The organism is Flavobacterium fragile, assembly GCF_023634865.1.
GTDB classification, from domain to species: Bacteria; Bacteroidota; Bacteroidia; order Flavobacteriales; family Flavobacteriaceae; genus Flavobacterium; species Flavobacterium fragile.
Genome location: NZ_JAMLJN010000001.1, coordinates 434,791 through 448,065, shown reverse-complemented (window position 1 = coordinate 448,065; position 13,275 = coordinate 434,791). Strand labels below are relative to the sequence as shown.

At 31.7% G+C, this 13,275-nt stretch carries 16 protein-coding genes; 7 read left to right on the top strand and 9 right to left on the bottom strand.

The genetic code is table 11. The annotated features are described in order from the left end of the window. Positions 1 to 34: 34 nt before the first annotated feature. Complete coding sequence (locus NAT47_RS02155; RefSeq protein ID WP_250579823.1) at positions 35 to 397, bottom strand: four helix bundle protein; 363 nt, start codon at positions 395 to 397, stop codon at positions 35 to 37. Positions 398 to 551: 154 nt separating this feature from the next. On the opposite strand from NAT47_RS02155, the gene NAT47_RS02150 reads away from it, so the two are divergent. Further along, a complete protein-coding gene (locus NAT47_RS02150; protein WP_250579822.1) occupies positions 552 to 1,793 on the top strand; it encodes an ABC transporter permease in 1,242 nt (413 codons plus the stop codon). A 54-nt stretch (positions 1,794 to 1,847) separates the two neighbouring features. On the opposite strand, the gene NAT47_RS02145 is transcribed toward NAT47_RS02150, so the two are convergent. From NAT47_RS02145 to NAT47_RS02130, 4 genes are read right to left on the bottom strand one after another with little or no spacing between them, the layout of a single operon-like run. Continuing rightward, entirely contained in the window at positions 1,848 to 2,264 is a 417-nt protein-coding gene (locus NAT47_RS02145) for a four helix bundle protein (protein ID WP_250579821.1), read from the bottom strand. Between the two features lie 42 nt (positions 2,265 to 2,306). Continuing rightward, positions 2,307 to 3,194, bottom strand: coding sequence for a peptide chain release factor N(5)-glutamine methyltransferase (gene prmC / locus NAT47_RS02140; RefSeq protein WP_250579820.1), 888 nt, complete (start codon positions 3,192 to 3,194; stop codon positions 2,307 to 2,309). Further along, on the bottom strand, positions 3,184 to 4,113 hold the full coding sequence (locus tag NAT47_RS02135) for a CDC27 family protein (RefSeq protein ID WP_250579818.1): 930 nt from the start codon (positions 4,111 to 4,113) through the stop codon (positions 3,184 to 3,186). The genes prmC and NAT47_RS02135 overlap by 11 nt, the downstream gene beginning before the upstream one ends. Positions 4,114 to 4,129: 16 nt before the next feature. Continuing rightward, a complete protein-coding gene (locus tag NAT47_RS02130) occupies positions 4,130 to 4,624 on the bottom strand; it encodes a GNAT family N-acetyltransferase (RefSeq protein ID WP_250579816.1) in 495 nt (164 codons plus the stop codon). Positions 4,625 to 4,951: 327 nt separating this feature from the next. Here NAT47_RS02130 and ribD point away from each other — a divergent pair, with 327 nt between their 5' ends. From ribD to NAT47_RS02115, 3 genes are all read left to right on the top strand, one after another. Beyond that, a complete protein-coding gene (ribD, locus tag NAT47_RS02125; RefSeq protein WP_250579814.1) occupies positions 4,952 to 5,995 on the top strand; it encodes a bifunctional diaminohydroxyphosphoribosylaminopyrimidine deaminase/5-amino-6-(5-phosphoribosylamino)uracil reductase RibD in 1,044 nt (347 codons plus the stop codon). Further along, the gene (locus NAT47_RS02120; RefSeq protein ID WP_250579812.1) at positions 5,988 to 6,593 is read left to right on the top strand and encodes an HAD family hydrolase; all 606 of its coding nucleotides are present in this window, start codon (positions 5,988 to 5,990) and stop codon (positions 6,591 to 6,593) included. The genes ribD and NAT47_RS02120 overlap by 8 nt, the downstream gene beginning before the upstream one ends. Positions 6,594 to 6,722: 129 nt before the next feature. Continuing rightward, positions 6,723 to 7,337 (top strand): IMPACT family protein, encoded by a 615-nt coding sequence (locus NAT47_RS02115; protein WP_250579810.1) that lies wholly within the window; start codon positions 6,723 to 6,725, stop codon positions 7,335 to 7,337. Here the strand turns inward: NAT47_RS02115 and NAT47_RS02110 are convergent. Further along, positions 7,334 to 7,744 (bottom strand): acyl-CoA thioesterase, encoded by a 411-nt coding sequence (locus tag NAT47_RS02110; RefSeq protein ID WP_250579809.1) that lies wholly within the window; start codon positions 7,742 to 7,744, stop codon positions 7,334 to 7,336. The two genes, NAT47_RS02115 and NAT47_RS02110, sit on opposite strands and share 4 nt — an antisense overlap. 201 nt (positions 7,745 to 7,945) lie before the next feature. Between NAT47_RS02110 and dnaA the strand changes: the two genes are divergently transcribed. From dnaA to NAT47_RS02095, 3 genes are read left to right on the top strand one after another with little or no spacing between them, the layout of a single operon-like run. Next, the gene (gene dnaA / locus NAT47_RS02105; RefSeq protein WP_250579808.1) at positions 7,946 to 9,373 is read left to right on the top strand and encodes a chromosomal replication initiator protein DnaA; all 1,428 of its coding nucleotides are present in this window, start codon (positions 7,946 to 7,948) and stop codon (positions 9,371 to 9,373) included. Between the two features lie 3 nt (positions 9,374 to 9,376). Then, entirely contained in the window at positions 9,377 to 9,832 is a 456-nt protein-coding gene (locus tag NAT47_RS02100) for a low molecular weight protein-tyrosine-phosphatase (protein WP_250579807.1), read from the top strand. Positions 9,833 to 9,837: 5 nt separating this feature from the next. Beyond that, positions 9,838 to 10,572 (top strand): SAM-dependent methyltransferase, encoded by a 735-nt coding sequence (locus NAT47_RS02095; protein WP_250579806.1) that lies wholly within the window; start codon positions 9,838 to 9,840, stop codon positions 10,570 to 10,572. 1 nt (position 10,573) lies between these two features. Here NAT47_RS02095 and NAT47_RS02090 read toward each other — a convergent pair whose 3' ends face one another. The 3 genes from NAT47_RS02090 to mltG form a co-directional block, all read right to left on the bottom strand. Continuing rightward, positions 10,574 to 11,218 (bottom strand): peptidoglycan-binding protein LysM, encoded by a 645-nt coding sequence (locus tag NAT47_RS02090; RefSeq protein WP_250579805.1) that lies wholly within the window; start codon positions 11,216 to 11,218, stop codon positions 10,574 to 10,576. Between the two features lie 96 nt (positions 11,219 to 11,314). After that, on the bottom strand, positions 11,315 to 12,220 hold the full coding sequence (locus NAT47_RS02085; RefSeq protein WP_250579804.1) for a DUF2279 domain-containing protein: 906 nt from the start codon (positions 12,218 to 12,220) through the stop codon (positions 11,315 to 11,317). A gap of 10 nt (positions 12,221 to 12,230) precedes the next feature. Next, complete coding sequence (gene mltG / locus NAT47_RS02080; RefSeq protein WP_250579803.1) at positions 12,231 to 13,271, bottom strand: endolytic transglycosylase MltG; 1,041 nt, start codon at positions 13,269 to 13,271, stop codon at positions 12,231 to 12,233. Between the last annotated feature and the right edge of the window lie 4 nt (positions 13,272 to 13,275).

Sequence of the window (13,275 nt, the reverse complement as noted above, 5' to 3'; positions counted from 1 at the left end):
TAGAATTCTGAAAATGAGAAATCTAAAAAATAATTTATTTATTATTAATTCTGCTTTTTGTGTTTTTTAAGGTTGTTACAAAAATTGAGGATAATTCATTTGCTTCATTTAGGAGTTCATTCAACAGATTATCATCAACAACATTTAATTCTTGAAGAACTTCTAACCAAAAATGAGATTCATCGGTTTCTTCTAAAACAATATTCATCTTTGACAAATATTCATTATCACTTCTTGCTCGTAATGAAGCTCTGTAATTTGCCCCAACAGAACTCCCTGATTTCCCTAATTGATTCGCAATAATTCTTGTAGAATTTTTCATTGGTAAATTATCTACCAAATTCAAAATTGAAATTGTAAATGATTTTGTTCGCTTCTTTAAGTCAAATTCTTTCATTAACCAATTATTTAATGCAAATATCGAATATATTTAGCAGTATAAAAAATCAATTCAGAGATTTAAAATTTCGGGATTTCCACTTTCTAAATTCTAAATTCTAAATTCTTACTTTATATGTGTAACATTTCGCTCTTAACTTAGTCTTATAGTCATGGTAGGATTATTTAAGGAAAATACAAAAATTGCGCTTGATTCCATTAGAAGTCAGGCTTTGCGTACAGCACTGACTGTAATGATTATTACTTTAGGGATAACATTTTTAGTTGGAATTTTAACTTTAACAAAAGCCTTGGAAAACAATTTATTTGGCAATTTTGCATCTATGGGAGCGAATACTTTTTCGATAAGCCAATATGATTTTTCTTCTGAAATCAATCAAAACGATACCGATCAACGTGTAAATCCTATTATTAGTTATCCTGAAGCAAAGGCTTTTCAAGACAAATTTAATTTTCCGTTTACTACTACTTCCCTATCGTTTACAGCTGGTTCGGCCATTGAAGTAAAGTATGGAGAAAAAAAAACGGATCCAGAAATTTCGGTTGTAGGAGTAGATGAAAATTATTGCCCAAATAAAGGTTTAGAAGTTACAAAAGGAAGAAATTTTAATTCATTTGACATATCTAACAATAATTACGTTTGTATTTTAGGTTCTGATTTTGAAAAAGGATTGTTTGAAAATATCAATCCGTTGGATAAAACGATTTCAATTCGCGGAGCTAAATTTAAGGTAATTGGTGTTTTAAAAGAGAAAGGTTCTACTTTTGGAAACAGTCAAGATTTACGTGTTATGATTCCAACTCAAATTGCACGTTCATTATTCTCAGCCCCAAACATTAATTATGATTTAGATGTTAAAGTAAACAATGAAGCATTATTAGATGAAGCGGTTGATGATGCGACTATAACTATGCGCAGAGTAAGAAAATTAAATCCAATTGAAAAAAACAACTTTGGAATTGAAAGAAGTGATGATTTAATTCAAACATTAGGCTCCAATATTTCGATGATTAATTGGATTGCAGTAATTATTGGAGCTATCACAGTTTTTGGATCTACTATTGCTTTAATGAACATTATGTTAGTTTCCGTAACTGAAAGAACACGTGAGATTGGCGTTAGAAAATCGCTTGGTGCAAAACGTAGCACCATTGCTTGGCAGTTTTTTACTGAAACCTTTGTTATAAGTCAAATAGGTGGAATTTTAGGAATCATATTCGGAATTCTACTTGGAACTGTAGTTGCTTTTAGTTTTGGATTTTCTTTTGTAATTCCTTGGATGGCGATTATTGCAGCTTTTATTACAACATTCATAGTGACCATTGTTTCTGGATTATATCCTGCGATAAAAGCATCGAAATTAGATCCTGTAGAAGCGTTGCGTTACGAATAAATTAAAGGTACGAAATTCAAAGTACGAGTTACGAAAGTTTGATATCTAATTTTATTATTTAGAATTTTGATTATTTCTTGAGGTTTTTATTGATGTAACTATAATTGCTAAAATTTCATTCCCTTCTTTCAAAAGCGCCTCAATTTCAGAATGCAATTCTTGATTTTTGTTTATTTCAAGGATAATTTCAAGAAAAAAATTACTTTCATCAGCTTCTTCCTCAACAATTTTTAATTTATTAATAAAATCTGCAGTTGATTTTGCACGTTGTGAAGCTCTATAATTTGCTCCCACCGAACTGGAAGATCGAATAAGTTGATTAACATAAGCATTAAATTCTCTTGAATGTGGCAACTTAGAACATAAATTAGAACAATCAATAGTAAACTTTTTTGTTCTAGCCTTCATATCTATTCTCATTTTTTTTTCAATTTTAGAATAATTTATTAATGTAAAATCTTTACTTAACAATTCTTTTAAACTTCTTACTTAGCATTTCGTACTTCGTATTTCTTACCTCGTACTTTTCACCATTCTATCATTACCATAAATGTCTTTTTTCAATTCAATAGTATTGAAGCCTAAATTTTGTAATAATTCAACCGTTTCTTTTCCTAAATATTGATTGATTTCGAAGAACAACAACCCGTTTGGAGCTAGATTTTTCAAAGCCAATTGTGCAATTTTTCTATAAAAAAGTAACGCATCGGTATCTTCTACAAATAGTGCTAAATGCGGCTCATAATCCAATACATTTTTCTTAATTTCTTCTTTTTCCAAATTACGAACATAAGGTGGATTGGAAACGATGATATCTAAGGGTAAAAGGTTTTGGGCATTGGGTAAAGGGAGTTTCGATAAATCTTCAACTTCTAAGATATTGGCTTGAATGAAATTGACTTCAACCTTATTTGATTGAGCATTTCTTTTAGCAACTTCTAACGCTTTTTCGGAAACATCAATAGCTGAAACGTTTGCTTCTGGTAAATTAGTTTTTAATGAAATAGGAATACATCCAGTTCCTGTTCCAATGTCAAGAATATTTAAGCTGGAAGCTGGAAGTTGGAAGTTAGAAGTTTCTTTTAGAATAAATTCAACAAGTTCCTCCGTTTCAGGTCTTGGAATTAAGGTGTTTTCATTGACTTCAAATCGCAAACCGTAAAACCAAGCTTCACCTGTGATGTACTGAATTGGTTTTTCTTTTTGTAAATCCGCTAAAATCGCATTCCATTTTTCAACATCATCTTCTGAAATCTCAAAATTCGGATTCAAAGCAAGATCAACTCGTTTCAAATTATGCAAATATTCAGTCAAGATAAAAAAGAAACTTTCGATTTCTTGTTCATCTTGAATGTTTTTTAATGAATTGAAAAAGTAGGTTTTAAGTGCTTTAATTTCCATTTTGCTCTTTGTATTTTTCGTAGATTTTTTGCCAATATTCATAAACAAAATCTTGATATGCCCTTGATGGCAAACCAACAGCAATTCTTCGTTTATCTAAATTTTCATAATCATTTATGCGATCAGGTCCTACATTTTGATATATTCCATATTCATATATTCCATTATTTCTTAAAATACTATCTATTAAATTTCCATAAATACTAGCTGGAGCTCTACCTCTTTTAATTAAATCAAGAAAAATAGGCTTCCAGTATTGAGAATCTTCAATATTTATATGAAAAACTAATGCAGTAGTACTCAAATTTTCACCGTCAAACCAAAAATTTCCAAATTGTGAAAACATCTCATCAGGAAAACAGTCACATTGGTTTACAATTCTTCGCAACTTCAAATTGTTAACACTATCGACTCTTTTCAATCCTTCATAATCTTGATTAATTCGCACACTTTGGTCTTCCTCCATCATTTTTAAAAGCTCATTTCTTAATTCTGAATCCACACTTTTTTTATAAGATAAAAGGTGTTTTTTATATTTTTTTTCTAATTTTTTCCACTCTTTATAATTTTTTAGACCAATAAGAATTGTATCATTTTCAAAAAAAGTAAGTGCAAAACCATGATCTTTAACTAAAATATTCGCATACTTAAAAGCTTCTTTTTTGTTTCCTAATTTTAATGCACAAGCTGCCAAAATTTTAGGCTCATAAATTCCCGTTTGATTCAATAACGGGCAATTTTTTTCAGCTGTTTTTAATAAATCATAGGCTTTTTTATAATTTCCATTCAAATATTCATAATGAGCCTGATATACAAACTGATAATAATTTTTGATATAATCATATTCCTCATTGATTTTCTTCTTTTGAGAAAAACCAACTACTGAAATCAATAAAAAAACTAAAATTTTAATCTTCATAAACTTAATCTTAATTCTACAATTTCTTCGTCATCCAAACTTCACAGCTGTTATGACCTGTATTTCCCATTGGACCATCTATATTTTCAAAACCTATTCGTTTGTAAAGTTTTTGAGCGGTAGTCATGAATGATAAAGTTTCTAAATAACAAAGTTCAAATCCTTGTGTTTTGGCAAATTCCAAACACTTTTCAATAATTTTTTCGGCATAACCTGTTCCTCTGATTTCAGGAGCAAAATACATTTTTTGTAACTCACATACTTTAACGATGTCATGCTGAACTGGTTTCAGCATCTCTAAAGGAGCAACACCACAACCACCAACCACTTTTCCCTCATGTTCCACCACATAATAAACAGAACGCGGTGCTTGATACACTTCATATAACGTATCTAAAATGGGATCCGCATAAGCTGTTCCTACTTTTGGCGCATCTAGTTCATGAAAAATATCACGAATTACCTTAGCAATCGACTTATTATCTTTTTGTTGGATTTCTCTAATTAACATAGCATTTTTATTATGGCATAAAAATACGTAAATTTAATTGTCTTGTCCTAAAATAGCTATACACAAATACAGTCTATATAAAAGAACTACAATAAGAGTTTTTATCATGAAAAAACAATTGTATAGTAAGTTTAAAATTATATTTGTATAACTATAATAGGATTTATGTATTAATCTATATGGTTATTTTAGGACAGGTCAAAAGAATAGCTACTCCATACATACTCCATACATACTCCATACATACGCTATGGTTGTAGTACCCCAAAAGAAAGAAAGCCAAAGAAGAATTTTATTTTTTACTCTTAAAAATACTACTTTTGTATAATGACTACACATGAATTTTACATGAAACGCTGTATTGAACTTGCCAAAAATGGTTTGGGAACTACCTATCCTAATCCATTAGTGGGAAGTGTGATTGTGCACGAAGGTAAAATCATTGGTGAGGGTTGGCACAAAAAAGCAGGCGAACCACATGCGGAAGTCAATGCGGTGAATTCAGTAAAAGACAAATCGTTGTTAAAAGAAGCTACGATTTACGTGAGTTTAGAACCTTGTAGTCACTTTGGAAAAACGCCACCGTGTTGCGATTTAATCATTGCAAATAAAATTCCGAATGTAGTAATTGGAACCGTTGACCCTTTTGCAAAAGTGGCTGGAAACGGAATTAAAAAACTAGTCGAAAGTGGTAAAAATGTAACCGTTGGTATTTTAGAAGACGAATGCAACGAACTTAATAAACGTTTTTTTACTTTTCATCAAAAGAAAAGACCTTATATTATTCTGAAATGGGCGGAAACGGCTGATGGTTTTATTGCACCTGTTTCGAAAGATGAAAAAAGTCCCGTTTGGATTACAAATCAATACTCAAGACTATTGGTTCACAAATGGCGTACGGAAGAACAAGCGATTTTAGTGGGAACAAATACCGTTTTAGACGATAACCCAAAATTAGATGCACGTGATTTTTCAGGAAATAATCCGATCCGAATTGTGTTGGATAAATCGGGTAAAATTTCTGAAAAGTATCACGTTAAGAACAATTCGCAAAAAACATTTTTTATTTCGGAAAGTGAAAATTTCATTTCAACTGAAAATTGTATTTACGAAAATGTTATCTTTGATAATCACCTGATTTCTTCAATTTGCGCTATTTTGTATAAAAACAACATACAATCCGTTATAATTGAAGGAGGAAGTAAAACTTTACAATCTTTTATAAGTGCGAATTTATGGGATGAAGCTAGAGTTTTCAGAGGAGACACAACATTTCAAAACGGCATATTAGCCCCAATTATTTCCAGAAATCCGGTTGCTAGTTTTGACATAAGGAATGATGAACTTAAAATTTTCAAGAATTATGATTGAAGCAATTATTTTTGATTTTGGTGATGTTTTTATTGATTTAAACAAACAAGCTATTGATACCGAGTTTAGAAAATTGGGATTAACTTCATGGCATGATGATCTTGACATTTTAAACAAAAAATACGAAATTGGAAAAATTGAAGAAATCGAATTTTTAAAAGGTTTTCAAAAACATCTGCCTAATGCTGAACTAGATGAAATTAAAGAGGCTTGGAATACAATTCTTGGAAATTTCCCTTTGTATCGTTTGGAATTTTTACAAATGATAAGTTCAAAATACCGTTTATTCCTATTAAGTAATACCGACCACACCCACATAGAAAAATTTGAACTTCAAGAAGGCCAAACTTTTGCACGTGATTTTTACAGTTGTTTTGAAAAAGTCTATTTCTCTTATGAAATCGGCTTGAGAAAACCTGATGAAAATGCGTTTAAATTTGTAATTAACAATCACAATTTAAACCCTAGAAAAACACTTTTCATTGACGATAAAAAAGAAAACACAGATATAGCTGAAAAATTAGGCTTGCACGTGTGGAACATAAAACCAGGAATTGAAGATGTTATTCAATTATTTGATAAAAAAATCATCTCATAGCTATTTTACTTTTACTTTTAATTAGTAGATAAATGTTTCTACCTTTGCGACTTTATTAATGAAATTTATTTTTAAAACTTTTAAAAATTAAAAGATCATTATATTGCCTTATTTTTAGTCACTAATTAAATGGATTTTCCAGAAAAAGACACCTATAAGACTATTGCTTCTGCTTCTGAAGAAGTGTTGTATAAAGAAAAGAATAGTAAATTCTTTGGCTATGCATTTCCGGTAACTACAGAAGAAGAAATCAAAGAGATTTTAGAACGTTTACACAAAGAGCATTTTTCGGCGCGTCATTGGTGCTATGCATATCAAATCGGAACTGAGAAGATACAATACAGAGCCAATGATGATGGAGAACCCAATAATAGTGCCGGCATGCCAATTTATGGCCAAATCCAATCTTTTGATGTAACAAATGTTTTAGTGGTAGTAGTTCGATATTTTGGAGGTGTTAAACTAGGGGTTGGCGGATTGATTTCTGCATACAAAATAGCCGCACAAATGGCATTAGAAAATTCAGAAATTGTAGAGAGGACTATTGACAAGCATTTTATTATTGCATTTGAATATGCCAACATGAACAAAGTAATGCGCATCATCAAAGAAAAAAATCTTCAAATCGTCTCTCAAAAAATGGAAATGAATTGCGAAATCGAAATTGCTACCCGAAAAAAAAATGTCCAAAACTTATTGGACACTTTTAAAAATTTGTACGAAATAAAACTAACCGAAATTTAAACTTCTAAAAAAGAATTAATTTTTTCAACTACGTAATCTGGAGGTAAAATTGGACGACCAGTTTTCATATCTACAAACACCAACATAGAATAACCAGTTGTTAATAACTCATTGTCTTCATTGTAAATTTCATAGTCAAATTCTATCTTAACTGAGGTTTGACTTTTTAATATTGTTCTAACCGTTAACAAGTCATCATAACGTGCTGGTTTTTTATAATTCATGGTTAACGAAACCACCGGAAGCATTACACCATTTTCTTCCATCCACTTGTAGGAAATCCCTAAATTTCTTAGCCATTCCACGCGTCCCATCTCAAAATATTGCGCATAATTTCCGTGGTAAACAACACCCATTTGATCTGTTTCAGCATAACGAACTCTAACTTGGTAAGTATATTCTCTCATGTTAAAAAGACTTTAAATTCTTATTTTTCAAAACACTTTTTTCACTACAAATTTTTTTTCATTAAATCAATAGTAAAAAATTTTTTTTTACAATTTTTTGTTCACATATTTGCTATCCCAAATTACAAAAACAGAAAACATTTTCTGTTGCCATTTTGTAACCTTACAAAACAAAAAATAACTCGTAATAATTTTGAATCTATGACAAAAACTGCGCAATCGGTATGGAACAACTGTCTGTCTTTCATAAAAGATAATATTCAAGATCAAGCATACAAAACTTGGTTTGAACCGATACAGTCAGTTGAACTAAACGATAATGCTTTGTCTATTCAGGTTCCAAGTAAATTCTTCTATGAATGGCTAGAAGAACACTACGTAAAATTATTAAAAGTGGCCTTAACTAAAGAGTTAGGACCAGGCGCAAAGTTATTGTATAAAATTAAGATGGAAAACACTTATGGCAATAAACTTCCATTTACTGAACAAATTCCGAGTTACAACAGAACTCCAGTAAAGCCTCAAGAAGTTGATGTGCCAATTGTTAATAAAAATCCAGAATTAAAAAATCCTTTTGTTATCCCCGGAATTCGAAATTTAAAAATCGAATCGCAATTAAATGCAAATTACAGTTTTGATAATTTCCTTGAAGGAGATTCAAATCGTTTAGCAAGAAGTGCAGGTATGGCGGTTGCTAACAAACCGGGTGGAACTTCTTTCAATCCATTACTCATTTTTGGTGGCGTTGGATTGGGAAAAACACACTTAGCTCACGCAATTGGAGTTGAAATAAAAGACAAATACCCTGAAAAAACGGTGTTGTATATTTCAGCTGAAATATTCACACAACAATATATCGATTCAGTTAAGAAAAACACACGTAACGATTTCATTCACTTCTATCAATTAATTGATGTTTTGATAATCGATGACGTACAATTTTTATCGGGTAAATCAGGAACTCAAGATGTTTTTTTCCACATCTTCAATCATTTACATCAAAACGGAAAACAAGTAATTTTGACTTCTGATAAAGCACCAGTTGACATGCAAGATATAGAGCAACGCTTACTATCTCGTTTCAAATGGGGATTATCGGCAGAATTACACCAACCAGACTACGAAACACGCATTTCAATTTTGAAAAACATTTTATTCCGTGATGGAGTTGAAATGCCCGAAGAAATTATAGAATACGTTGCCAAGAATATTAAATCAAACGTTCGTGAATTAGAAGGTGCTATTATTTCTTTAATTGCTCAATCTTCTTTTAACAAACGTGAAGTTACCATTGACTTAGCTAAACAGGTAGTTGAAAAATTTGTTAAAAATGTTAAGCGTGAAATCTCAATTGATTTCATTCAAAAAACAGTTTCTGATTATTTCCAACTGGATGTTGAAACCTTACAATCTAAAACTAGAAAACGTCACGTTGTACAAGCCAGACAATTAGCTATGTTCTTTGCTAAGAAATTCACTAAAGCTTCCTTAGCAAACATCGGTTCGCAAATTGGAGATAGAGACCACGCAACGGTACTTCATGCTTGCAAAACAGTTGATAACTTGGTGACTACCGATAAACAATTCCGAAAATTCGTTGACGATATCAACAAGAAGTTATCGCTATAATTCATGGCTACAAAAATCTTAATGGTTTGCTTAGGAAATATTTGCCGTTCTCCTTTGGCAGAAGGTATTATGCGCTCTAAACTTTCGGAAGAATTTATTGTTGATTCTGCTGGAACTGGAGGTTGGCACGCAGGAGAATTACCAGACAAACGTTCGATTGCTACTGCAAAAAATAGAGGTTTAGATATTACTAATCAAAGAGCTAGACAATTCAAAAAAAGTGATTTTGAGACTTTTGACCATATTTTTGTAATGGATAATTCCAATTTTAAAGATGTTCTAGCTTTAGCTCCAAATGAAGAAGCTAAATCGAAAGTCAAACTGATTTTAAACGAAATTTTTCCAAACGAAAACGTCGATGTTCCCGACCCCTATTACGGAGGTCTAGACGGATTTGAAAACGTTTTTGACATGTTAGACCAAGCTTGTGAGGAAATCGCAAGAAAACTTAAGAGATAAAAATCATGAAATCAACTTCTTTAGGAAAACTATATTTAATCCCAATCACACTTTCCAATCCGGGAGAAACTACTGTCGTTCCTGAAGATGTTCTGCCTCAAACCATTAGAAGAACCATTGATTTCGTTGATTACTATATAGTTGAAAACGAAAAAACAGCTCGTAAATTTATCAAAAGTATTCACCCAGAGAAAAAACAACCCAATTTAAAGATTTCGGTTTTAAACAAACACACTGATTTTAGCGAACATACCGAATTCATCCAACCTTTATTAAAAGGAGAAAACATTGGATTAATGAGTGAATCTGGTTGCCCTGGAGTAGCTGATCCAGGTGCTGTTATTGTAAAATTAGCACATGAGAAAGGAATTCAAGTAGTGCCTTTAGTAGGGCCAAGTTCTATTTTATTGGCGTTGATGGCAAGCGGAATGAATGGACAAAGTTTCGCTTTTAATGGTTATTTACCAATTGACAAAAACGAAAAAAAACAAGCCCTAAAAAACTTTGAACGTTTATCACAAGATAAAAATCAATCGCAATTATTTATTGAAACACCTTATCGCAATAATAAATTGATGGAAGATTTGTTGCAAATTTTACAACCGAGCACGCTTTTGTGTGTAGCTTGCGATATTACTTTACCTACTGAATTCATCAAAACAAAAACGGTAAACCAATGGAAAAAAGAAAAGGCCGATTTACATAATCGACCTTGTATTTTTATTATTCACAAAATGTAAATTATTCTAAATCTACTTTTGCATTTGGATCAGCTTGAATGTATGAAATATCAAAGTTAGAGAATTTTCTGATGTAGCTTGAAAGCGATGTTCCAAAACCATCTCTAAAACCATTTCGACCATTACTTCTCAAGTATTTTTTCACCGAACTTGCACCACCTAAATGAGCTGCAGCAATTAATCCTGACTCTGTAATCTCTACTCCGTTGATTACTCTACCTGAGTACTTTTCAATTTCATTACGTAATTCCCACTTATTTCTCGCAATTAAAGCTTTAAATGCTTCATCTTGCCATTTTGGATTACGCAAAAACTCTTTAAAATCATAGATACCAACAGTTCTCAATGTACTTCTACCAAATTGGTATTTACCCATATAACCAAAAGGATTCACTAAATGCAATATACCTCTTGATTCTTTATATGCCATTTTCTGTGCAAAACCATTAAATGATTTTCCTACTTGTGGTACTTTAATAAGTAACACTTCTTCAAATTCGTATTCATTTGGAACATGGTACTTTATACCATTGTAATTTGACAAATGAAATCCTTCCAATTTTTCTTCTTTAAAGGTTATAAAACCAGAAGAAACGACTAAGACTAGGAGTGTCAATCCTAAAAAATAAGACCTTTTTTTAATCATGAATTGTTATTTCTCAGCGTCTGTCACCCATCTGAAATTAGCATGCAAATATACATAAAAAAATTACAATATTGATTTACAGCGTGTTAATAATTCCTAAAAGTAGATGAAGTGTGCTTTAACTCCATTAAAATCATTGTATTGCAAAGTAGGTGCCGGAATTTTTATAGCATTAAAAATAGAGAAAAGTATCTTTAAAAAATGAGATTTTGTAGTAATTTTCGTCAAATCAATATCAAAACTTAAGTAAAATTGACGATAAGAATTTTGAACTAATCCATTTCCAAGGGCTTCAGCATCATTTCCGTAGAGCATTCCTTCTCCGCCATAGCCGATAGCAAGGTTTAACCATTTTGGCGTAAAGCTATCTTTAGTAAAAGAATGAATATTAAATGACAACCAGTAAGTTTGACCGTTATAATCTTTTAAAATTTCTTCATTCAAAGAAGCTCCTAAAGTTTCTGGACGTTGAGCAGCAAATTTTGTTGAATGAAAAGAAAACTTAGGTGTAACACGTTGCTCTTTCCAAAGTAATTCTTGAGAAACATATAAAGTAGTTCCTGCAACATTAGCAATAATATCACCTGAAGAAGCACCCCATTCTTGTGAAAATCCATCAAAAACCTCAACTACCGTTAAAAATCCTAATCCAAGAGTGGAACCATAAATGAGTTGTTCTTTTTTTGAAGCGCCACTCCATTGCAACATTTCGGCTCCTATTCTTCCTAAATGGTAGGTAGAATATAGGTGGCCTAATTTATCCATTTGTAACCACTGATTGTTATCGTTGATGAAGTGGAAACTCGATTTTGGGTAATCTTTATACCAAAGTTGGTTTAAACCTATTAAAGTAGCCCCGAGAACAACCGATTCGCCAACATAAACATTTGTACGCCTAGACTTAACAAGAGAATCTGAAGGTCTTAAAAAAAATTCAAAAGAAGATTGACCTAGAACATTTCCAGAAAACAACAAAAAAAGAGCTAGAAATCGCAATAGCATAAGAATATGCCTATAGCTTGATTCCTAATTTATTCACCCATTCGGCATATTTTTTAGCATTTACCATATGAGCTTCATAGGTTGTTTCAAAAACATGATAGCCTGGTCTACTAGGATCAGCACAAAAATAAATGTAATTATGTTGTTCTGGATTTAATACCGCATCAATAGCGGAAATATCTGGCATAGCAATTGGACCAGGCGGCAATCCTTTATTGATGTAGGTATTATAAGGAGATTTCACAAAAAGATTACTTCCTCCTACTCTTTTAATAACTTGATCAAAATCACCTGACTTTTCTTTAATTGCATAAATTACTGTTGGATCAGCTTGTAACGGCATGTCTTGATTAATACGATTCAAATAAGCACCAGCAACTCTTGGACGTTCATCTGCTTTTACAGTCTCTTTATGAACAATTGATGCTAAAGTATACACTTGAGCAGGAGTCATATTTAGCGCTTTAGCTTTTTGTAAACGTTCATTATTCCAAAATTTTCTGTGCTCTTTTGCCATTTTGGCTGCCATTTTGGTTGCCGAAACATTCCAATAAAACTCATACGTATTCGGAATAAATAATGTCAAAGCTGTTTCTTTTGTTAACCCATTTTCACTTAAAAAAGCCTCGTTTGTAAACGCTTCATTTAAGGCTAACGTGTCTGGCTCTAGTTGTGAAGACAAACGTTGCAACAATTTCTTTAGTGTTTCTTGATTATTAAATGCCACCTGAACAGGAACATTTAATCGTAAACTTCGAACCATGTCAAAACTAGTCATGTCTTTTTTAAAGAGAAATTTTCCTGCCTTTACATTCGTACTGTAATTTCTTGATGTAGCAACAAAATCAAATTTTTCAAAATCTTTTACCAATGGTTTTACTATTTCAACAACTTGTTCATAATTTGAATTTGTAGGAATGTAAACATACATTTCGTTTTGTGAAAATTGAGTATTAGGCGTAAAAGCTTTAAAATAAACATAAACACCTACTGCAGTTGCAACTACAATTCCGGCAACAGCTATAATTGAAATAAGTTTTTTTACGTTCAAGGGA